Source organism: Streptomyces sp. NBC_00094, assembly GCF_026343125.1.
Lineage (GTDB): Bacteria > Actinomycetota > Actinomycetes > Streptomycetales > Streptomycetaceae > Streptomyces.
Genome location: NZ_JAPEMB010000001.1, coordinates 6,839,063 through 6,859,876 on the forward strand (window position 1 = coordinate 6,839,063; position 20,814 = coordinate 6,859,876).

The following is a 20,814-nucleotide window of genomic DNA, read 5'->3' on the forward strand; positions in this document are numbered from 1 at the left end:
CCCGCCGGGCCTCCGGCACCCGCCCCCGAAGGGACCGCCTGTGACGACCCGCCAGCCCGCCCGCACCGCCCGACTCCTCGCCGCCACCGCCGTGCTCGGCGGGCTGCTCGTCGGCGCGGCCGCCCCCGCCCTGGCCGCCGCGCCCGAGCGGACTGCCCTCCGCGCCACGGCCCGGGAGGCCGCGCCCGCCACGGTCTCCGTCAACGGGAGCGGCCGCGCCGCCTCCGCACCGGACCTGGCGATCCTGTCCGTCGGGGTCGAGGCCACCCGCAAGACGGCGAAGGAGGCGATGGCGGCGCAGAACACCGCGGCCAAGGCGTTGCTGGACGTGCTGCACCAGCAGGGGATCGCCGACCGGGACATCCGGACCGACAGCCTCTCGCTCTCGCCGGTGTACACGCAGAACGCCCAGGGGGAGAGCAAGGTGACCGGGTACCAGGCCGGGCAGTCCTTCTCCGTGAAGGTGCGTGACCTCGACAGGACCGGGCAGGTCATCGGCGCCGTCAACGACGCCACCGGGGACGCGGGCAGGATCAACGGTGTCGTCTTCGACGTCGCCGACCCGTCGGCGCTGCGGGTGAAGGCACGTGAGGCCGCCTACCGCGACGCGTACGAGAAGGCCTCCCAGCACGCGCGCCTCAGCGGGCACCGGCTCGGCCGGCTGGTCTCGCTCAGCGAGGGCGACTCGATGCGCCCCGGCCCCGGCGGCGCCCCGGCGATGCCCGCGGACGAGCCGGGCGTCCCGATGGCCCCGGGCGAGATCGAGGAGCAGGTCACCGTCTCGGCGGTGTTCGAACTGCTCTGACATCGGACGAGGCCTGGCGGTCCGCCTGTCCGCCGGTCCGCCTGTCCGCCTGTCCGCCTGTCCGGCGGTCCGCCGGGTCTGGCGGCTCCGGCTCCGCCGCCCGCCGTCCCTCCCCTACGCCCTACGGGGCGTCCCCCTGGGCGTCGCCCCGTACGGCGTCCCCGGCGTCGGCCCCACCGTCCTCGGGCAGGCCCAGCTCACGGGCCAGCGCCGCGTCCGCCCAGCGCAGCAGCGCGGTGCGCGAGAGGGAGCCGGCGTACGCCGTCGTCTGGACCGCGAGGCCGTCGAGGAACGCGGTGAGCCGCCAGGCCGCCCCGGTCGGATCCGTACAGCGGAACTCCCCGGCCGCCGCGCCCTCCGCGATCACGCGGGCCAGCTCCGACTTCCACTCCCGGTCCAGGGACACGGCGACCCGGCGCAGCTCGGGGTCGCGCAGTGAGGCCGCCCACCCCTCGATCCACAGCCGCCAGCCCTTGGCCTGCCCGGTCGGGGCGTACCAGCGCACGGCGGCGCGCAGTCGGCGCACCGCCGTGGTGCGCCGCCCGAGCAGATTCCGCAGGCGGGCGAGGTCTTCCTCGGCCGCGTGCGAGAAGGCGGCGGCGACCAGCTGCTCCTTGGTCGAGAAGTGGTAGAGCACCAGCGCGTTGCTCACCCCGAGCGCGGAGGCCACGTCGGAGATCCGGACGGCGGCGACGCCCCGCGCCTCGATCTGTTCGACGGCGGCCCGCAGCAGCTCGTCCCGCCGCTCCGCCACGCTCAACCGCACTCTCGCCACGCCGGGAAGCCTACACAGCACATGACACGGTCATGATCGCCTGCGGCTCCGCAGTGTGGTCGGTTCAGTACCAGCCGTAGCGCTCGGCGATCAGCGGCAGCCGCTCCTCGACCAGTGCGTGCGCCGCGGCGCGCGGGCTCGTGCCGTCCGCCGCCGCCCGGTCGAGCATGCCGCCGACCAGCTCCCGCATCGATCCCCGTACCCGCTCGAAGGCCTGCTCGGCGTCGGCCTCGATGTCGCCGAAGAGCGTCCACCACCACCAGGCGTTGGTGCAGGAGTTCACGACCACGTCGGGCAGCACGGTCACTCCGCGCGCGGCGAGGGCCTCCTCGGCCTCCGGCAGGACCGGCATGTTGGCCGCCTCGGCGATCCAGCGGGCCGTGATCCGCTCCTGGTTCCCGGCGTCGATCGCGTACGAGACGGCCGCCGGCACCAGGACGTCCGCCTCGACCGCGAGCCAGGCGTCCCCCGGCTCCTCCCGGTCGCCGGGCCGCAGTGCCGCGCGGTCGACGGCGCCGTGGGCGTCGCGGGCGGCGAGCAGCGCCTCGACGTCGAGCCCGTCCGGGTTCACGATCGTGCCCCGGACGTCGGCGACGGCCACCACCCGCAGCCCGGCCCGCGCCAGGAACCGGGCCGTCGCCCCGCCCATCGTGCCGAGCCCCTGCACCGACACCCGGGTCCCGGCGTACCCCCGACCGGCCCGGTCGAGGGCGACGAGTACGGACTCGGCGACCCCGAGCCCGCCGACGAGCTCGTCGAGCCCGATGCCGTCCACCTCGACCGCGAACGCGTCCGCGAGCCGCTTCCGGGCCGTCGCCTCGTCGTCCAGGAGCGGGTACACGGCCTGGATGGAGGAGACGAGTCCGGCCTCGGCCGCGGCCCGGTCCACCAGGTCCTGGGTGAGTCCGAGGTCCTCCCCGGTGGTCCAGAAGCGCTCGATGTACGGACGCATGGCGCGCAGGTACCGCACGAGGACGCCGTACGCCTCGGGGGACCGGGGATCGCAGTCGATGCCGCCCTTGGCGCCGCCCAGCGGGACGTACCGGGCCGTCGGGTCGTAGTGCAGGGCCTCCTTCATGGTCATGCCACGGGCGAGCCCGGTGACCTCGGCCACCGTGCACCCCTCCCGCATCCGCAGGCCGCCGCTGGCCACCCCGCGCACGAGCCGGTCGACGACCAGATGGCCGCGGCGGCCGGTCACGTGGTCGGTCCAGTCGACGGACAGCAGGGGGGTGGGGCTCATCACGCGTCTCCTCGGGAGTATTACTGAACGGCGATTCAGTATGCCCGGTCTTCCCGACCGTCGGCGGCGCGGGCCGCCCATAATGGAACGACCCCCAGAGATCAGGAGGTCCTGTGACCGGTACCGGCTCCGACCGTTCGCCACGGGCCCGGCTGCGCGCGCTGCGCCCCGAGTCCTTCGGCGCGGATCCCGCGGGCGAGCGCCTCGCCCGCATCCATCGCTCGCCGAACTTCGCGGACGGGATCTTCCAGAACCCCGAACCCGCCAGACGCGGGCCCTCCGGCTCCACCCTGGAGTTCGCCAAGATCTACTTCGAACGGGAAGGACGCGCGCGCCGAGCCCCCACCGGCGCGATCCCCGTCCACCCCACCACCGTCGCCGACCTGGCCAAACCCCCGGCCACCGGGCTGCGCCTCACATGGATGGGGCACTCCGGCGTCCTCGCCGAGATCGACGGCCACCGGGTCCTCTTCGACCCGGTCTGGGGCGAGCGCTGCTCCCCGTTCCCCTTCGCCGGCCCCAAGCGACTCCACCCGGTGCCCGCGCCCCTCGCCGCGCTCGGCCCGGTCGACGTCGTCGTGATCTCGCACGATCACTACGACCACCTCGACCTGCCGACGATCAAGGCGCTCGCCACCACCGACACCGTCTTCGCGGTGCCGCTCGGCGTCGGCGCGCACCTGGAGCGCTGGGGCGTGTCCGCGTCCCGTCTGCGTGAGCTGGACTGGAACGAGTCCACCGAGATCGGCGGTCTACGGCTCACGGCGACCCCGGCCCGCCACTTCTGCGGCCGGGGCATTCGCAACCGGCAGCACACACTCTGGGCCTCCTGGGTCGTCCAGGGGCCGGAGCACCGGATCTTCCACAGCGGGGACACCGGTTACTTCTCCGGCTTCAAGGACATCGGCGCCGCGCACGGCCCCTTCGACGCCACCATGATCCAGATCGGCGCCTACTCGGAGTTCTGGACCGACATCCACATGACCCCCGAGGAGGGCGTTCGGGCCCATCTGGACCTCCAGGGCGGTGCCGCCGCCGGCGTGCTGCTGCCCATCCACTGGGGCACCTTCAGCCTGGCGTTCCACGCGTGGGCGGAGCCGGGGGAGTGGACGAGGGACGCGGCCGAGGAGGCCGGCCAGGCGGCGGCGTTCCCTCGGCCCGGCGAGCCCTTCGAGCCCGCGGGAAAGCTGCCGGACGAGTCGTGGTGGCGCGCGGTCTCCCGTCCGATCGCGCACCCGTGGCGTCGCCCACGACGTGCCGAGGCCGAGGTGGAGAAGCGCAGCGACGATCTCGACCTCGCGGGCGAGCGGTGACGTGGGGCACGGGGTTCCCCCGTGCACCGAGGCCTTCCCGGGTTGACAGGGCTCACTGAGCGATGGGCGGTCCTGCGCCACGGTGAAGCCCCTGGTGGACGGGATCTCGAACGGGATCCCCGTGTCCGCCGGGAGCTTCGCGTGCGTGCCTCCAAGCGCTCGGCCTCGCTCGGGCAGGGAGAGATCCGATGCGCTTGATCTCCAGCGACTCCCTGCCGCTTTCTGCCGGGCGGGCCGGATCCGACGGGAACGGCAGACACCCCCTAGGTTCTTGGAGAGGTCCCGATGGCTCCGGCTGGGCACCTACCAGGCCGGACGGGCCAGAGCCGAGGAGCGGTGACAGTGGCGATGCGGGAGTATCCGCTGGTGGGCGGACCGGTGGAGGTTCGGGGTGCGCTGGACCTGGAGAGGACGCCGGCGGGGGTGATGCCGCGCCGATTGCCGGCGTGGACCAAGGAGCAGTACCAGGACCCGTCGGTCTACGGGGGAACGGTGATGCCTTCGGGGGTGCGGCTGGTGTTCCGCACCGATGCGCGGGTGCTCGAGTTCGAGGTCCTCACCTCCACCGGGCAGCTCGACAGTGACCCCCGGCCTCGGCCGACCGGGATGCTGGAACTGACGGTGGACGGTGCTCTTGTCGGGCGCCGACGAGCGCCGTTGGGGCATGTGGTGCGCATGGCGCGCCCCGGGGCCGCGCAGCGACTGATACAGGGAAAGCCGGGAACGGCACGTTTCGCCGGGCTGCCGACCGGCATGAAGCACGTCGAGCTGTGGCTGCCGCAGCAGACCCCCACGGAGCTGGTGGCGCTCCGTGCCGACGGTGAGGTCCTGGCGCCCCTGCCCGACGGTCGGCCCCGCTGGGTGCACCACGGAAGCTCCATCAGCCACTGTCTCGAAGCGGACGGCCCCACCGGCACCTGGCCCGTGGTGGCGGCGGCGCTCGGGGGCGTGGAGGTGACCAACCTCAGCCAGCCGGGCAACGACATGCTGGACCCCTATGTCGCCCGGACGATCCGCGACATGCCGGCCGACCTGATCAGCCTCAAGACAGGCGTCAACATCGTGGGCCTGGCCACCTTCCGACTGCGGACGTTCGGCCCGGCGGTGCACGGATTCCTGGACACGATCCGGGACGGCCACCCGGACACGCCGCTGCTGGTGATCTCCCCGGTGAGCTGCCCGGCACTCGACGCGCGCCCCGGCCCGACCGCGGTGGGCCGGGACGGGAGGATCACAGCGCTGGGGGACCCGGCCGATGTGGCCCGTGGGGCCTTGTCGCTGCAGGTGGTCCGCGACGAGCTGGCAAGAATCGTGGCGGTCCGGCAGGCACGCGATCCTCACCTGCACCACCTCGACGGACGCGAACTGCTCGGCCCGGCCGATGTGGACGACCTCCCCGACGGCCTGCACCCCTCGGCCGCCGCGTACCGCCGGATGGGCGAACGCTTCGCCGCCCACGCCTTCGCCGACGAAGGCCCGTTCCGCGCCCGCTCGCACACGCAGCCGACCGACTAGTGTCCTGAGCCGCTGCATTCGTCGGCAGTACGAGGCGGGGGACCGGTCTCCGGACAAGTCCCCCGTACCGCCGGGAACGGGCCTGCTCCGCCTGCCGCGGGGGCGCTCCCCTCAGCCGCTCGTCGTCCCGCCGGTACGGCCCCGGTCTCCGGTAGCGGCAGCCTCTCTTGCCTCACGGGCTCTTGAACAACCGCCCGTGCCCGTCGGTGCCGCTGCAGGGAGCGGCTTGTGGCGGCCCGGAGCCGGCACGAACGCCCCGGGCGGTCACTTTCCCTATCTGTTGACGGAGGTGTCGCACAGCGCGCGGTCGACGAGTTCGCTGGCGGTCTTGTGCTGCTGGAGCGTCTTGTCGAAGTCGTTGAAGCTGGTGGTCATGGAGACGGTGACGGTGCGGCTGCCGTCGCCGGTGGCGCCGTTCAAGGTGATGTAGCCGGCTTCTCCGCCTTCGTGGCTCCAGTAGCTGCCGCCGCAGGTCAGGGGGCGGTTGACCAAGCCGAGGCCGTAGCGTCCGCCGGGCCAGATCGCCTCGAGCCGCTTGTCGACCGGGACGGTGTCCCGCATCTCGGCCATGCGCGCCTCGGACAGCAGCTTGCCGCCCAGCAGTCCCTGGAAGAAGCGGTTGACGTCCGCCGTGGTGGAGACATAGCCGCCGAGGTCGGGGACGATCTGTTCGGTGACGTCGGTCCGTTCGCCGGAGGCGAAGACCTGGTAGCCGTCGGCGTGCGGGCGACGAAGGGTGGGCGTGGTGCCCGGCAGGTAGGTGTGGTTCATACCGAGCGGTTTCAGGATCCGGCTCTCGACCTCCTCCTGCCATGGACGGCCGGTGGCCTTTTCGACGATCATGCCGAGGACGACGTAGCCGGTGTTCGAGTAGCCGAAGCCGGTGCCGGGCTGGAAGTCCGGGTGGTGCTTCATCGCCCGGGCGACGATCTGTTCGGGGGTGTAGGTGTCGTAGCGGTGCTGGTAGTACTCCTCCGGGGTGTCGAAGCCGGGAAGGTCGTCGTGGAGGCCGCTGGTGTTCTGCAGGAGCTGGCGGACGGTGATCTTCCGTCCGTCGTTGCCGTTGCCGTCGACCACTCCGGGCAGCCGGCGGTCTACCGTGTCGTCCAGTGACAGTCGGCCCTCGCCGACCAACTGCAGGACCACAGTGGCCATGAGTGCCTTGCCGGTGCTGGCTATCCGGAAGTAGCCGTCGCGGGGCACCGGGCGGTTCGTGCCCGCCACGGCGACGCCCGTGGCGGAGACCAGATCCCGGCCGGAGGCAGTGGTCACCCGCGCCTGGACGCCAGTGATCCCCAGCGCATGGAGGACAGAGGTGTCCCTGCGCAGGTCGTCCTGTCGGTAGCCGGGCGCGGACAGCGCGGCCGCGCTGTCCGGGGGTTGGGCAGCTGTGGCCACACCGGCTGTGCCGAGTGCGGCCGCCGCGACGGCCAGCCACCCTCGGCCGATGCGGATGTGACGCTGCTGGGACGGGCGGTGCTTCGGCGCGGAGGCCGGGGTTGCGGATCTCATGCATCCCACGCTAGGAAACGCCGAGTTGCGGGTCGCTACCACAGGCGGCCGTTCGAAACCTACAGCTGGCTGTAGCGCCGCGGGGGCGCCCGGGCACGTACCGTGGCGCGTCCGAAGGCCGCTCCCGGTCCCGTACGACAGACGAAGGCGAGCCAGTGCACGGTGTTGACGGCAAAGCTCGCGCACGGTTGCTCCAGGCCTTGGTCCAGTCCTTGATCCGGGCCAGGCGCAGCGGACGCTACCTGCTCGGCACCCTGATGACCGCGACGGTGACGCTCGTGGCGGCGCCACTGCTGTGCGTACCGTCGCTGGCAGCTCCCTGGGCGGAACGCCACCGCCGCCGCGCCGGGGCGCTGCTGGGCCGGCCGGTGGAGCCTCGCCCACGCTCCCTGCGCCGCGACCTTGGGTGGCTCGTGACCCAGGTGGCCACCGGCATGCCCGCGGGCATGCTCGCCCTGCTGTGCCTGGGCAACCTGCTCCTCATCCTCGGCATCACCGTGGGGTGGTGGGCCTTTCCCGCGTCGGATCCGGCACGGCTGCCGCTGCTCGGTGTCCGTATCGACAGCTGGGCCCTCGCGCTGACGATCAGTCCGGCACAATTCCTGCTCCTGGCGGCGCTGGCGACCATCGCCCTGCCACCGCTCGCCCGGGTGCACGCGCGGTGCTGCCTGGCAGTCCTGGCACCCACTCCCGCGGAACAACTGGCCACACGCGTCACCGAACTCACCCGGACGCGCACAGACGTCCTGCAGGCGCACGGCGCGGAACTCCGCCGGATCGAACGCGACCTGCACGACGGCACCCAGGCCCGGCTGGTGGCCATCGCCATGCGGCTTGCCGTGGCCGGGGAGAGCCTTCCCCACGACCCCGACACGGCCGCTGCGCTCGTACAGCAGACCCAGGCCGAGACCGAGGAGGCCATGACCGAGCTGCGCTCCGTCATCCGCACCATCTACCCTCCGGTCCTGGCCGACCAGGGCCTCGTCGGCGCGCTCCGCACCCTGGCCACCAGGGCCGGCGTGCCGACCCGCATCGACATCGGCCGGCTCGGTGAGGTCCCTGCCGCAGTCGAGGCGGTCGCCTACTTCGCCGTCACCGAGGCGCTGGCGAACATCGCCCGGCACAGCCGAGCCACCAAGGCCGCCGTCCATGTCACCCTCAACGGCGCGATGCTGTCCGCAGAGATCACCGACGACGGGACCGGCGGAGCGGACGCGTCCAGAGGCAGCGGCCTGGACGGAATTCGCCGCCGCGCCGCCGCCCTGGACGGCACCATGAAGATCAGCAGCCCGCCGGGCGGGCCGACCACCATCACCGTGGAGCTGCCGTGCGTGTAGTCATCGCCGAGGACAACGTCCTGCTGTCCTCCGGACTCGAACTCCTGCTGGGCTCCCAGGGCTTCGAGGTCGCCGCGATCACGGATGACGCCCCCGGCTTCCTCGCCGCCGTCGAGACCCACCGCCCGGACGTCACCATCGTGGACGTGCGGCTGCCCCCGACCTTCCGCGACGAGGGTATCCGCGCCGCCCTCCGGGCCCGCCGCGACCGCCCCGGACTTCCCGTCCTGGTCCTGTCCCAGTACGTCGAGCAGGAATACGCCGGCCGCCTCCTCTCGGACACCCGCGGCGGCATCGGCTATCTGCTCAAGGACCGGGTGAGCCGTATCGCAGAGTTCACCGACGCACTGCGCCGTGTGGCTGCCGGTGGCACCGCCATGGACCCCGAGGTCATCGCCCAGCTCCTCGCCGGCCGCGGCGATCCGGTCGACGCCCTCACTCCCCGTGAACGCGAGGTCCTGGCTCTGATGGCCGAAGGGCACGACAACGCCACGATCGCCCAGCGGCTTTTCGTCACCGGCAACGCCGTCCACAAACACATCGGCAGTGTCTTCCTCAAACTCGGCCTGTCGGTCGGCGACAGCGGCCACCGCCGGGTCCGCGCCGTCCTGGCCTACCTCCGCCGCCACGGCGGCACCGAAGCCGGCCCCTGTTGAGTGATCGACCGATTGATGAAACAAGATCGGTAAGCAGCAGAGTGCGGCCGGGTCGACGCCGGATCACGCGCCCGGCGGGCGCCTGGTCTTCCCCGTGTTCGCGGCCCTGGTGGAGTTCATCCGACGAACTCATCGTCCAGGGCACCATGAGCGTCTGGACGCCGCTTCCGCCGACCGCCGTTCGTCACGGCGCTGCTCGGCGCGACGGCGGTATTCGTGGCGCTGAACGTGACCCTCTTGCTCAACACCTTCTACCTCCAGCAGCACACCCGTGGCTGGACACCCCTCGCAACCGGCGCCGCGACCCTGCCCATGGCGCTCGGGGCCGGAGTGGCGGGGGCGATCACCTCCACCGCGCGCCAGGTCGGAGCGGCGGTCGGCATCGCCGTCGCCGGTGGCCTGATCGCGGGCGACGGCCCCGTCCGCCTCGCCGCCGAGACCCGTCCGGGTTGGCTGCTCGTGTCCGCCTGCGGACTCTTCCTCCTCGTCGTGGCCCGCGCCGCGGGGCCCCGGACCGCGCACCCCGCCCAGGGGGCGTCTTGCCGATCAGGCCGGGCATGACCTCTGCATCCTGCCTGGTACAGCCCTCGGGCTCTGCCAGGGCGCCACGGGTTTGCCGGGCTTACATTGCTGTAGTGGAGTCCGACGTCGATGTGATCCTTTCCAAGGCCGCTCGCGGTGTCGTGTCCCGGGCGGCCGAGCTGGCAGACCAGCTGTCGCAGCTCCTGAGCGTGAAGGTTCCCGAGCTCACGGAGTACGAGGACATCGTCACGCTGGGAGGGGCGAGCATCGCCGACAACATCGCGGTGTGGGGTGACGCCCTGGAGAACGGTCTCGACCTCACTCGGGTCGAGGCGCCGCTCTCCTTCGTGGAGTACGCCCGGAGGTTCGCCCGGGAAGGAGGGCGCATCAGCACCCTGCTGCGGACGTACCGGTACGGGCAGGCCGGCCTCCTGCGCGCGATGCTCGCGGAGATGAACCGGCTCACGAAGGACCCGGAGCTGATCAACGCGGCGACGGTCAAGCTGAGCGGGATGATCCTCTCGTTCATCGACCGCACCTCGGAGCAGGCGGTCGCGGCGTACCAGGAGGAGCGCGACCGCTGGGTGCAGAGGCGGTTGTCCCTGGTGAACGAGGCCAACGTGCGGGTGGGCACGACCCTGGACATCGCCGGCACCGCGGATGAGCTGGCCGCCGTCGGCACCGACTACTTCGCCGACCTCGTCGCCGTCGACCTGCTCGACTCCGCGCTCCTGGAGCGGGACGCCGAACCGGCCCCCGGACCTCCTACCCTCCACCGCGTCGCGCAACGGTCCGTCTGGGAAGGCTGTCCGGACTCCGTCGTCAAGACCGGTCAGTCGTACATCTGCCCGGAAGGGTCGGAGCCGGCGCAGGTCCTGGCCACGGGGCAGCCGTGGCGCCGGCGCCTCGATGGCTCGAAGCCCCCGGCATGGCTGACGCAGAGCCCCGATCACAGGGCCGTCGTCGCCGAGTACGGAATCCACTCCGTGCTGGTGCTGCCGCTGCAGGCCCGGGGGAAGACCCTCGGCCTCGCCCAGTTCTTCCGGCACCGCACGGCGGCCTCGTTCAGCGACGACGACCTGCTGCTCGCCCAGGAGATCACCAAGCGAACAGCCGTGTACATCGACAACGCGCGCCGCTACACCCACGAGCGTTCCACCGCGCTCACCCTGCAGCGCAGCCTGCTGCAACGGCACCCACCGGAGCAGTCCGCCGTGGAGGTCGCCTCCCGGTACCAGCCGGCCGGCTCCCACGCGGGGGTGGGCGGAGACTGGTACGACGTCATTCCGCTGTCCGGGGCCCGCGTCGCCCTCGTGGTCGGTGATGTGATCGGCCACGGCATCCACGCCTCCGCGACCATGGGACGGCTCCGGATGGCTGTCCGGACCCTCGCGGACGTCGACCTGCCCCCCGATGAGCTGCTCACCCACCTCGATGATGTCGTCGTCCGCCTCCAGCAGGAGGAGTCGCCGGCCGAGGACGAGATCAGCGCCACGTGCCTCTACGCCGTCTACGACCCGGTCTCCCGTGTCTGCTCGCTGGCCAGCGCCGGACACGCGCCACCACGTGTCGTCCTCCCCGCCGTGGCAGGCTCCGCACCCGCGGCGGCCGCTCCTCCCGATCTGCCGATCGGGCCGCCCCTGGGCCTCGGCGGACTTCCCTTCGAGACGGTTGAGCTGGAACTGCCGGAAGGCAGCCTGCTGGCCTTGTACACCGACGGCCTGACCGAGCACCGAAGCCGCACCACCGGCGACGAGATCGACGTACTGAGTCATGCCCTGACCCAACCCGCCACGTCCCTGGAACGGGTCTGCGACACCGTGCTCGGGGCACTCCTGCCCGACCTTCCCCAGGACGATGTCGCCCTCCTGCTGGCCCGCACCCGCGCTCTCGACGTCGGCCGGGTCGCCGCCTGGGACATCCCCTCCGACCCGGCGGCCGTGGCCGGGGCCCGGCGGAACGCCTCGGAGCAGCTGGCGGCCTGGGGACTGGAGGAGTGCGCGTTCATCACCGAGCTGATCGTCAGTGAGCTGGTCACCAACGCCATCCGTTATGGCCGACCGCCGGTCCGGCTCCGGCTCATTCACGACCGCAGCCTCGTCTGCGAGGTGTCCGACGCCAGCAGCACGGCACCTCACCTGCGCCGGGCCCGCCTCTTCGACGAGGGTGGCCGCGGCCTGATGCTGGTCGCGCAGTTGGCCCAGCGCTGGGGAACCCGGCACGGCAGGGAGGGCAAGATCATCTGGACGGAGCAGGATCTGCCCCGTCGCTGACGCGCCGCTTCGACCGGGCCGCCTACCGCTGAGCCGCGAAGCGGGTGCCGAGCAGATCCCCCGCGACATTCGCCGAGCGTGCCCTGGCCGATGGGGCATCGGCCCATGTCGACACCGACACGTGTCACGGCTTGGTTGATACCTTTCACTTGTCGAGTGAAAGCAAATGGCTTCGCTCGCGATGAGAGGGGGTGCGTGAGTGCTGGCTGAAGAGCGGCGTGAGGTCCTCGTTCGCCTGGTCGAGCGCCGGGGAGCGATCAAGGTGAAGGACGCGGCGGAGGAGATGGGGGTCTCCGCCGTCACCGTGCGCCAGGACGTCCGGGAGCTGGCGGGCCGGGGGCTGATCGTCCGCGTCCACGGCGGCGCCATGTCGCCGACCGCGGCGCAGGCGGCCGTCGTGGCCGCCCCTGCCGTCCCCCGGCCCGGGACGCGGCAGGGGGGTGCCTTCGGGCTGATCGTTCCACCGGGGGGCTACTACTACCCCGAGATCATCCGAGGAGTGCAGGATGCCGCGCGCACGCGGGGAGTGCGCATCGTGCTCGCGGTTTCCGGTGAGACGCTGGCGGACAATCAGGAGCAGGTGCGACGGCTGATCGCGGCGGGCGTCGACGGCCTGCTGCTGATGCCGCGTGCCGGACTCGAACCCGTGGGCCTGGCCGAAGAGTGGCTGGCCGGCCTGGAGATACCGGTCGTTCTCGTGGACCGCAGGGCAGGCTCGCAGGCCGGGCGGCTGGAGCAGGTCGCGTCGGACCACGCTTATGGAGCGGGCCTGGCGGTCCGTCACCTCGCCGAGCTGGGGCACGGGCGGATCGCCCTGGTCGCCCGGGCGGAGAGCCCCAACACCCCTTTGATTCACGAAGGTTATACGGCTGCCTGCCGGGCTCTCGGGCTGACGGCGGGTCCGGAATACGGCGTCGACCCGGCCGAAGGACCGGCGTCGGCCGCGTGGTTCGAGGAGCTGGCGCGAGCGGTCGAGGCGGGTGGGGTCCGGGCCGCCCTGGTCCACAACGATCTCGATGCCGTCGCCCTGGTCGGCTTCCTTCAGGCGCGCGGGCTGCGCGTTCCGGAGGATCTGGCGATCGTGACGTACGACGACGAGGTCGCCGAGCTGAGCGATGTGCCGCTCACGGCCGTGGCACCGCCCAAGCGGGCCGTGGGGGAGTGGGCGGTCGACCTGATGAGAAGGCGACTCGCCGATCCGGCCGCACCCCTGGCCGAGCTGCTGCTCCGCCCGGAGCTGCGCGTACGGGACTCCAGTGGAGCCTCTGCCGTAGCGGGTGAGCGCGCGTAGAACGCCGACGGGGAGGCGGCATCACATCGCATCGATTGGCTTCGTTATCTATCGAATGAAGCTTTGGGGATTGACGAAGCGAATGCACTGGCGAATGATTCCGGTCAACGCCCCAGCGAACGATCGGTGCACATCATGCTTCGCAGAACCTCGGCCGTCCTGGCCGGCTCCGTCACGGCTCTCGCCCTGCTTGCCACCGCCTGCGGTGGCGGAGCGGACCAGGGTGCTTCCTCGACCGAGGCGAAGAAGACCGGCGAGGTCACCTTCTGGTCCTTCCTCAAGGGCTCCGACAAGGTGGCCGAGGCCTTCAACGCCACCCACCCGGACATCAAGGTGACCTTCGAGACGGTCCCGTCGGGCCAGGAGTACTACTCCAAGCTCACCAACGCCGTGAAGGCCGGCACCGTGCCGGACGTCGCGGTGGTCGAGTACCCGCACCTGCCGGAGTTCGCGGCCCAGGGCAAGGTCGAGGACCTGAGCGGCACCCTCGGCCCGGTGGTGAAGGAGCGGTTCCCCGAAGCGGCGCGGCAGCTGGTCGACCTCGGCGGCAGGACCTGGGGCGTCCCGCGTGACGCGGCGCCGCTGATGATGATGTACCGCAAGGACTTCTTCAACCGGCACAAGATCGACGTCCCCACCACGTGGGACGCGTACCGGAACATGACCGAGCAGGTGAAGAAGGCCGACCCCGCCGCCCGCGGCGGTGTCCTCTACACCGACAATCCCGGGGTCCTGGAGGCGCTCTCCTGGCAGGCCGGCGGCCGGTGGTTCTCGACCGAGAAGGACTCCTGGAAGGTCACCGTCGACGACGGCCCGTCGAACAAGGTCGCCGCCTACTGGGGTGACCTCGCCCGCAAGGACCGGATCCGTTCGCTGAGCCAGCTGGACCCCTTCTGGACGAGCGTCCAGAAGAACCAGACCGTCGCCTATATCTGCGCCAGCTGGTGCGCCGGGGCGCTCCAGGCGACCGTCCCCGACCAGAAGGGCAAGTGGGCCGTGGCGCCCGTGCCCACCTGGGACGGCAAGCCGGCCTCGGGCATGTACGGAGGCTCGTCCTTCGTGATCCCGAAGGGGGCCGACAACAGCGGTGCCGCCGCCGAGTTCATCAAGTGGATCACCACCGACCCCGAGGGCATGAAGGCCTGGGTGTCCTCCGGCACCAGCAGCCTGTTTCCCGCCGATCCGAAGCTGGTCCCGGTCACGAAGGCGGCCTTCAAGACGGACTACTACGGCGGGCAGGACATCTACTCCCTCATGGCGCGGTCCTACGACGCCATCCTGCCGGGCTGGACCTGGGGCCCGGTCATGGGCGCCACCAACACCGCCATCGTCGACCAGCTCCCTAAGGTCGCCGGCGGCACGGTGACCCTGCCCGGTGTCCTCACCACCGCCGAGCAGGCCACGGTCGCGCAGATGAAGCAGCGCGGCCTGACGGTCACCGCCCCTTAAGGAGCCCGCAGCCCGGAGGGTCGGCCCCGCCCACGCGGCGGGCCGTCCCCGGCTCCCTCCCGCACCACGCTCTCCCCCCCCCGCCTCACCCAAGGAAGGCCGGTATGGCAAGCCCATCCGCCCGAGGTCAGCGCCGGACCGCCGCACTGCTCCTCACCCCGTTCCTCGGCCTGTTCGCGGCCGTCACCCTCGCCCCCCTGCTGTACGCGGCATGGCTGAGCCTGTTCACCACCCGCACCTCCGGCCTTGGGTTCGGCGGCACCGAAAACGTCTTCTCGGGGCTGGGCAACTACGCCCGCGCCCTGTCCGACGAGGCGTTCCGCGACGGGTTCCTCGTCATCGCCGTGTACTGCGCGGTCTACATCCCCGTGATGATCGGCGGATCGCTGGTCCTGGCCCTGCTGCTCGACTCGGGTCTGGCGAAGGCGCGGTCGTTCTTCCAGCTGGCGCTGTTCCTGCCGCACGCGGTGCCGGGGCTGATCGCCGCGCTGATCTGGGTGTACCTCTACACCCCCGGCCTGAGCCCGGTGATCGACTTCCTGGAGTCCGGCGGCATCGACGTCGACTTCCTGTCGGTCGACAACGCCGTGTTCTCCGCGGCCAACATCGCCGTGTGGGAGTGGATGGGCTACAACATGGTCATCTTCTACGCCGCTCTGCAGGCCGTGCCCCGCGAGACGCTCGACGCGGCGAAGGTCGACGGCGCCGGCGCCATACGTACGGCGCTGTCCATCAAGGTCCCGATGATCTACCCCGCGGTGGCCCTCGCCGTGCTGTTCACGGTCATCGGCTCGATCCAGCTGTTCACCGAACCGAAGGTCATCTACAACGCCTCCAGCGCGATCGGCAGCAGCTTCACCCCCAACATGTACGTCCAGACGGCCGCCTTCCAGAACAACGACTTCGGCCTGGCGGCAGCCGCCTCCCTGCTGATCGCCCTGTTCGCCGCCGTGCTGTCGTTCGCCGTCACCCGTATCTCACGCCGCGGGAGCACGTCGTGACCAAGTCCTCCACGCTCGACGCTCCGGCCCCCGCGCCCGTGACGCCGCCGTCGTCCGGCCGTCGCCCGGCGCTTCGTAGAGACAAGGGCCGCCCTGTGAAGTCACCGTCCGCCCTGCTGTCCAAGGCCGGGGTCACGGCGATGCTGGGCCTCGCCACCGTCTACACCCTGCTGCCGCTGACCTGGCTGCTGATGTCCTCGACCAAGAGCCGTGAGGACCTGTTCGGCACGAACGGTTTTGCGCTCGGCGAGGAGACCCGTCTCACCGAGAACCTCGGGCACCTGTTCACGGCGGACGGCGGCGTCTACCTGCGCTGGCTGATCAACACGGTGCTGTACGCCGGTGTCGGGGCGCTCCTGGCCTCGGTGTTCAGCGTCGCGGCCGGCTACGCGTTCGACAAGCTCTCGTTTCCCGGCAAGGAGCGCCTGTTCTCGCTGGTGCTGCTGGGCGTGATGGTGCCCGGTACGGCGATGGCGATCCCGCTGTACCTGCTCGCCGCGAAAGTCGGCCTCGTGAACACGTTCTGGGGCGTGTTCATCCCCGGCCTCGTCTTCCCGTTCGGCGTGTACCTGGCCCGGGTCTTCAGCGCGTCGTACGTGCCGGACGAGGTCCTGGAAGCGGCGCGGATGGACGGGGCCAGTGAGTTCCGGACCTTCTGCCGCATCGCGTTCCCGATGATCGCGCCCGGTTTCGTGACCATCTTCCTCTTCCAGTTCACCCAGATCTGGAACAGCTTCTTCCTCCCCCTGGTGATGCTCTCCGACCAGGACCTCTACCCGGTCAACCTCGGCCTGTACGTCTGGTACTCGTCCGCGCTCACCCAAGGCCATCCCGAGGACTACCTGCTCGCCGTCGTCGGCTCGCTCGTGGCCGTGGCCCCGCTGATCGCCGTCTTCCTGATGCTGCAGCGGTTCTGGAAGTCCGGCATGACCGCCGGCGCCGTCAAGTAGGTCGCCACCGTGAGGAATGCACCCATGCGCTCGAACCCGACCGCGAGCACGACCGCGACCGCTCGCCCCCGCGCCCTGTTCGCCATGGGGCGGCGCCACCGGGACGCGCTGTTCCCGCCCGCCGAGATCCGGCGCCTGGCGGCGTACGTCGACATCGACCCGGACCACGTCGCCGAGGACCTCACCGACGAGCCGGCCCTTGAGGACGTGGAGATCCTGATCACGTCCTGGGGCTGCCCCGTCCTCGACGAGGAGATCCTGGCACGGGCGCCGGCGCTGAAGGCGATCGTGCACGCGGCGGGCAGCGTCAAGCACCATGTGACGCAGGCCTGTTGGGACCGCGGACTGGTGGTCTCCTCGGCCGCCGCCGCCAACGCCGTCCCCGTCGCCGAGTACACGGTCGCCGCGATCCTCTTCGCCAACAAGCGGGTCCTGGACATCGGCGGCCTCTATCGCGACCACCGTGCCGCCCTCGACTGGTCCCAGCGGTTCCCCGGGTTCGGCAACTACCGCCGGACCGTGGGCCTGGTCGGCGCGTCCCTCGTGGGCCGCAAGGTCCTCGAACTGCTGCGGCCCTACGACCTCGACCTGCTGCTCGCCGACCCCCACGTCGACGCCGCGCAGGCCGCGGAGCTGGGCGCCCGGCACGTCGGCCTCGACGAACTCGTCGCCGGCTCGGACGTCGTCTCGCTGCACGCGCCGGCTCTGCCGGAGACCCACCACCTGCTGGACGCGCGCAGGCTGTCACTGATGCGGGACGGCGCCACGCTGATCAACACGGCACGGGGATCCCTCGTCGACACCGACGCCCTCACCGCCGAAGCCGTGACCGGTCGCATCCGTGCGGTCATCGACGTCACCGAGCCGGAGGTGCTCCCCGCCACCTCGCCGCTCTACTCCCTGCCCAACGTTCTCCTCACCCCGCACATCGCCGGATCGCTCGGCGGCGAACTCCACCGGATCACCAGCAGCGCCATCGACGAGGTCGAGCGCTACTGCGCCGGGGAGCCGTTCGCGCACGCCGTGCGCCACGCCGCCCTCGCGACGTCGGCCTGACACGTCCGGTCCCCGGACTCCGTCCGTCCGGGGACCGGCCGACCCCTGCCGTGAGCTCCCCACCACGGCTCTCGCTCCTCCCTCTCCGTGTCCCCGCACGACGACCCAAGGAGTCCCCCCATGCACCGTCCCTCGTCGATAGGCAGACGTCAGCTCCTCAAGGCAGGTGGCGCCGTCGGGCTCGCCGCCGCCACGGCCCAGCTGCTGACCGCACCGGCACAGGCCACGGCCACGGCCGACGGACCCTGCACCCGCATCACCGACCTCGGCCCCGGCATCGAGCAGTTCGCGCTCATGAGCGCGCTCCAGGTCGGTGACACCGTCTACATCGGGTCCCGCAACCTCGAACCGACCCGGGTGATCGCCTTCCACCTGCCGACCCGCAAGGTCGTGTCCCAGACCGTCCTCGGCGTGGGCCACTCGGTCCAGGCGCTCGCCGCCGACTCCACCGGCAGGTACCTGTACGCGGGCATCCTGACCAAGGGCGACGAGGGCAAGCCGAACATCTTCCGCTGGGACCTGACCACCCCGGACAAGCCCGCCGTGGGTGTCGGCCGGACCGAGGACCGCGACATCCGCGACCTCGCCGTCGCCCCGGACGGCACCGTGTACGCGGTGGGCGGGATCCCCGGGAAGGCGCCCGCGCTGTGGATGTACGACCCGGGCACCGGCGCGGTGACCAATCTCGGCATCCCCGACCCGAAGGCCACCCTGGCCAGGGCCGTCGCCGCCACGGACACCGCGGTCTTCTTCGGCGCCGGCAGCGTCCTGGCCGGCGGGGACGGAGCGAGCAAGGCCTCGCTGTACGCGTACGACCGGGCGGCGCGCACCTTCACCAACGTCACCCCGCCGGAGATGGAGAAGGACCCCAGCCTGCGCGACCTCGCGGTCTTCGGCGGCCGCCTCGCCGTCAGCACCTCGGGATCGACGGAGCCCGCCAAGCTCGCCGTCATGGACCTCGCCGACCTCTCCTCGTACACCGTGACGCCCACCACGGGCAAGGTGGTCAAGAACCTGGCCGCGCACGGCGACCTGATCCACTTCGCCACCGATGCGGGCCTGCACTCCTACTCGACGGTGAGCAAGGTCGTCGCCCCCGTCGCGTTCGACGGCGACCTCGGCGAGATCTGGGGCCTGGACCACGCCGGCGGCAAGCTGACCGTCGTCTCGGGTTACGGCTTCGTCGCGGAGATCGACACGTCCGCCGGTACGTCCGTCGTCACCGACCTCGGCCAGGCGGGCGCACCCGTCACTCCGCAGACCACGATGGGCATCGCCGCCGACCACCGGTTCGTCTACGTCGGCGGCAACAACGGCATCGCACGCCACGACCTGCGCAACGGCAAGGTGGTCAACCTCCGGGCACCCGGCGAGGCGAAGGACGCCCAGGTGCTGGACGGGGTGCTCTACACCGGCCAGTACAGCTCGCAGGGCATGTGGACGTACGACCCCACGCGCGACGAACAGCCCCACCAGCTCGCGGCGTTCCCGAGCGAACAGAACCGTCCGCTCGACGTCTGCCACGACCCCGTCAACGAGCTCCTGCTGGTCGGCGCGCAGTCCGACACCGAGGGCGGCGGCTCCCTGTGGACCTACTCCACGAAGACCGGCAAGAAGGCCGCCTACATCAACCCGGTCGACGCGACCCAGCTGGTGCGCGCCGTCGCCACCCGGGAAGGCGTCGCGTTCCTCGGCGGCGACAACCCCACCACGCAGGGGCCTCGTGGCACGATCGTCGCCTTCGACCCGGTCGCCGGGCGCGAGCTGTGGCGTATCGACCTCCCCGCGACCCTGACCACGGGCACGGCCGCACTGGCAGTGCACGGCAAGCACCTGTACGGACTCACGCGCAAGGGCGGCTTCTTCGTCGTCGACGTCACCATCCGCCGGGTGATCCACACCGCCGACCACCGCGCCCTCTGCCCCGGCTTCGCCGCCATGGTCACCAGCCGCGGCATCGTCTACGGCGTCTCCGACACCACCCTCTTCCGCTTCGACCCCAAGACGTTCGCCGTCAGCACCGTCGTCCCCGAGATCAACGGCGCCTGGTACAGCGGCCCGCACGTCAACGCCGACAGCCGGGGCCTGCTCTACACGATGCGCGGCCACCACCTCGTCCGCGTCGAAGACAGGCCGGTGATCTGATCATGAAGAAGTCGACGAAGCGGGCCGTCATCGCCGTGGCGGCGGCCGGGACGCTCACCCTCGCAGGCCTGGCCACCGCGCAGGCGGGGCAGGACGGCCCGAGCCGGGCTTCGGAGGGCTCGTGCGGCGGCACCGGCATTTCCTCGACCCTGCTGGACATCGAGTACACGAACGGTCAGCTGAACTCCGGCATTCCGAACCTGACCACGACGCACGCGACCGCGCCCGACGCGTCGTACGTCGTCCCTTCGGGAACCGACCACGCCGTCGCCCACAAGGTGACCCTGGGCGACCCCGGCTACGTCTCCGACGGCGCCCCGCGCAGCGAGAGCGCCACGAACGACGTCCACGAGGGCAAGTTCGTCGTGGGTGACGAGCAGCGGTACGAGTTCAGCGTGCTGCTGAAGGACTGGGAGACCTGGGAGTCCGGGGAGTCGGAGTCCGGGGACATCATCTTCCAGGGGAAGCACGCCGGCGGAAACCTTCCGTCCTTCTACCTCATGACCAAGCGGAACAGCATCGCCTTCCGCTCGCCGACGCTGAACCTCCAGTCCACCGTGGTCGGCGACTTCCGCCCCCACCTCGGCCAGTGGATGCACTTCCGCGTGGACGTGAAGTGGACGGACGACGACACCGGCTCCTACAAGGTCTCCACCCGTATGCCCGGCGAATCGGCTTACACGCTGCGGCAGACGTACGCGAACGTGAAGACCTTCCACCCCGTGAACCCGGCGGACTTCGGCTATCTCAAGTGGGGTCTCTACCGGCCCGGCCAGACGCTCGCGAAGGGAGACGTACCGACGCGGATCGTCCACCACGACGACATCCGCGTCCTGGATCTCTCCCAGGGATGAGCCCGCGGGGCGAGGCTCCTCCCTCCCCAGCGAGGAGGTCCTCGCCCCGTACAGCCGTGGTACGACGCGGCAAGAGACACGAACCAGTGGTCCGAACGACCTGGAAGTCACCAGTGA

At 71.2% G+C, this 20,814-nt stretch carries 17 protein-coding genes; 14 read left to right on the top strand and 3 right to left on the bottom strand.

The annotated features are described in order from the left end of the window. Positions 1 to 40: 40 nt before the first annotated feature. Positions 41 to 805 carry an SIMPL domain-containing protein gene (locus tag OG580_RS30530; protein WP_267046865.1) on the top strand — a complete coding sequence of 255 codons (765 nt, stop codon included), beginning with the start codon at positions 41 to 43 and terminating at the stop codon, positions 803 to 805. Positions 806 to 926: 121 nt separating this feature from the next. Here the strand turns inward: OG580_RS30530 and OG580_RS30535 are convergent, their stop codons facing one another. Then, on the bottom strand, positions 927 to 1,580 hold the full coding sequence (locus OG580_RS30535) for a TetR/AcrR family transcriptional regulator (RefSeq protein ID WP_267046866.1): 654 nt from the start codon (positions 1,578 to 1,580) through the stop codon (positions 927 to 929). Between the two features lie 64 nt (positions 1,581 to 1,644). Next, the gene (locus OG580_RS30540) at positions 1,645 to 2,823 is read right to left on the bottom strand and encodes a glutamate dehydrogenase (RefSeq protein ID WP_267046867.1); all 1,179 of its coding nucleotides are present in this window, start codon (positions 2,821 to 2,823) and stop codon (positions 1,645 to 1,647) included. Between the two features lie 113 nt (positions 2,824 to 2,936). Between OG580_RS30540 and OG580_RS30545 the strand changes: the two genes are divergently transcribed. Together OG580_RS30545 and OG580_RS30550 are read left to right on the top strand one after the other, a co-directional pair. After that, positions 2,937 to 4,136 (top strand): MBL fold metallo-hydrolase, encoded by a 1,200-nt coding sequence (locus OG580_RS30545; protein WP_267046868.1) that lies wholly within the window; start codon positions 2,937 to 2,939, stop codon positions 4,134 to 4,136. 348 nt (positions 4,137 to 4,484) lie between these two features. Further along, positions 4,485 to 5,651, top strand: coding sequence for an SGNH/GDSL hydrolase family protein (locus tag OG580_RS30550; RefSeq protein WP_267048191.1), 1,167 nt, complete (start codon positions 4,485 to 4,487; stop codon positions 5,649 to 5,651). 273 nt (positions 5,652 to 5,924) lie between these two features. Here OG580_RS30550 and OG580_RS30555 read toward each other — a convergent pair whose 3' ends face one another. Beyond that, complete coding sequence (locus OG580_RS30555) at positions 5,925 to 7,163, bottom strand: serine hydrolase (protein WP_267046869.1); 1,239 nt, start codon at positions 7,161 to 7,163, stop codon at positions 5,925 to 5,927. A gap of 200 nt (positions 7,164 to 7,363) precedes the next feature. On the opposite strand from OG580_RS30555, the gene OG580_RS30560 reads away from it, so the two are divergent. From OG580_RS30560 to OG580_RS30610, 11 genes are all read left to right on the top strand, one after another. Further along, on the top strand, positions 7,364 to 8,500 hold the full coding sequence (locus tag OG580_RS30560; RefSeq protein ID WP_267046870.1) for a sensor histidine kinase: 1,137 nt from the start codon (positions 7,364 to 7,366) through the stop codon (positions 8,498 to 8,500). Further along, on the top strand, positions 8,491 to 9,156 hold the full coding sequence (locus tag OG580_RS30565; protein ID WP_267046871.1) for a response regulator transcription factor: 666 nt from the start codon (positions 8,491 to 8,493) through the stop codon (positions 9,154 to 9,156). Before OG580_RS30560 ends, OG580_RS30565 begins: the two co-directional genes overlap by 10 nt. Before the next feature lie 228 nt (positions 9,157 to 9,384). Further along, the gene (locus OG580_RS30570; RefSeq protein WP_267046872.1) at positions 9,385 to 9,717 is read left to right on the top strand and encodes a hypothetical protein; all 333 of its coding nucleotides are present in this window, start codon (positions 9,385 to 9,387) and stop codon (positions 9,715 to 9,717) included. Next, positions 9,714 to 11,951 carry a SpoIIE family protein phosphatase gene (locus OG580_RS30575; protein ID WP_267046873.1) on the top strand — a complete coding sequence of 746 codons (2,238 nt, stop codon included), beginning with the start codon at positions 9,714 to 9,716 and terminating at the stop codon, positions 11,949 to 11,951. The genes OG580_RS30570 and OG580_RS30575 overlap by 4 nt, the downstream gene beginning before the upstream one ends. A 199-nt stretch (positions 11,952 to 12,150) precedes the next feature. Continuing rightward, positions 12,151 to 13,242, top strand: coding sequence for a substrate-binding domain-containing protein (locus OG580_RS30580; RefSeq protein ID WP_267046874.1), 1,092 nt, complete (start codon positions 12,151 to 12,153; stop codon positions 13,240 to 13,242). 135 nt (positions 13,243 to 13,377) lie between these two features. Further along, positions 13,378 to 14,691 (top strand): ABC transporter substrate-binding protein, encoded by a 1,314-nt coding sequence (locus tag OG580_RS30585; RefSeq protein ID WP_267046875.1) that lies wholly within the window; start codon positions 13,378 to 13,380, stop codon positions 14,689 to 14,691. A 104-nt stretch (positions 14,692 to 14,795) separates the two neighbouring features. After that, positions 14,796 to 15,692: a carbohydrate ABC transporter permease gene (locus OG580_RS30590; protein WP_267046876.1), complete on the top strand. Its 897-nt coding sequence runs from the start codon at positions 14,796 to 14,798 to the stop codon at positions 15,690 to 15,692. Continuing rightward, positions 15,689 to 16,642: a carbohydrate ABC transporter permease gene (locus OG580_RS30595; RefSeq protein WP_267046877.1), complete on the top strand. Its 954-nt coding sequence runs from the start codon at positions 15,689 to 15,691 to the stop codon at positions 16,640 to 16,642. Before OG580_RS30590 ends, OG580_RS30595 begins: the two co-directional genes overlap by 4 nt. Before the next feature lie 84 nt (positions 16,643 to 16,726). Beyond that, a complete protein-coding gene (locus OG580_RS30600; RefSeq protein ID WP_267048192.1) occupies positions 16,727 to 17,698 on the top strand; it encodes a hydroxyacid dehydrogenase in 972 nt (323 codons plus the stop codon). Between the two features lie 120 nt (positions 17,699 to 17,818). After that, entirely contained in the window at positions 17,819 to 19,843 is a 2,025-nt protein-coding gene (locus OG580_RS30605; protein WP_267046878.1) for a PQQ-binding-like beta-propeller repeat protein, read from the top strand. Positions 19,844 to 19,845: 2 nt separating this feature from the next. Beyond that, positions 19,846 to 20,697: a heparin lyase I family protein gene (locus tag OG580_RS30610; RefSeq protein WP_267046879.1), complete on the top strand. Its 852-nt coding sequence runs from the start codon at positions 19,846 to 19,848 to the stop codon at positions 20,695 to 20,697. Positions 20,698 to 20,814: the final 117 nt, after the last annotated feature.

What these genes read in the sequence shown, in the direction of transcription:
- OG580_RS30540 (WP_267046867.1), bottom strand. Translation starts at nt 2,823, where the DNA reads ATGAGCCCCACCCCCCTGCTGTCCGTCGACTGGACCGACCACGTGACC.
- OG580_RS30550 (WP_267048191.1), top strand. Translation starts at nt 4,485, where the DNA reads ATGCGGGAGTATCCGCTGGTGGGCGGACCGGTGGAGGTTCGGGGTGCG.
- OG580_RS30555 (WP_267046869.1), bottom strand. Translation starts at nt 7,163, where the DNA reads ATGAGATCCGCAACCCCGGCCTCCGCGCCGAAGCACCGCCCGTCCCAG.
- OG580_RS30575 (WP_267046873.1), top strand. Translation starts at nt 9,714, where the DNA reads ATGACCTCTGCATCCTGCCTGGTACAGCCCTCGGGCTCTGCCAGGGCG.
- OG580_RS30585 (WP_267046875.1), top strand. Translation starts at nt 13,378, where the DNA reads ATGCTTCGCAGAACCTCGGCCGTCCTGGCCGGCTCCGTCACGGCTCTC.
- OG580_RS30590 (WP_267046876.1), top strand. Translation starts at nt 14,796, where the DNA reads ATGGCAAGCCCATCCGCCCGAGGTCAGCGCCGGACCGCCGCACTGCTC.
- OG580_RS30600 (WP_267048192.1), top strand. Translation starts at nt 16,727, where the DNA reads ATGGGGCGGCGCCACCGGGACGCGCTGTTCCCGCCCGCCGAGATCCGG.
- OG580_RS30605 (WP_267046878.1), top strand. Translation starts at nt 17,819, where the DNA reads ATGCACCGTCCCTCGTCGATAGGCAGACGTCAGCTCCTCAAGGCAGGT.
- OG580_RS30610 (WP_267046879.1), top strand. Translation starts at nt 19,846, where the DNA reads ATGAAGAAGTCGACGAAGCGGGCCGTCATCGCCGTGGCGGCGGCCGGG.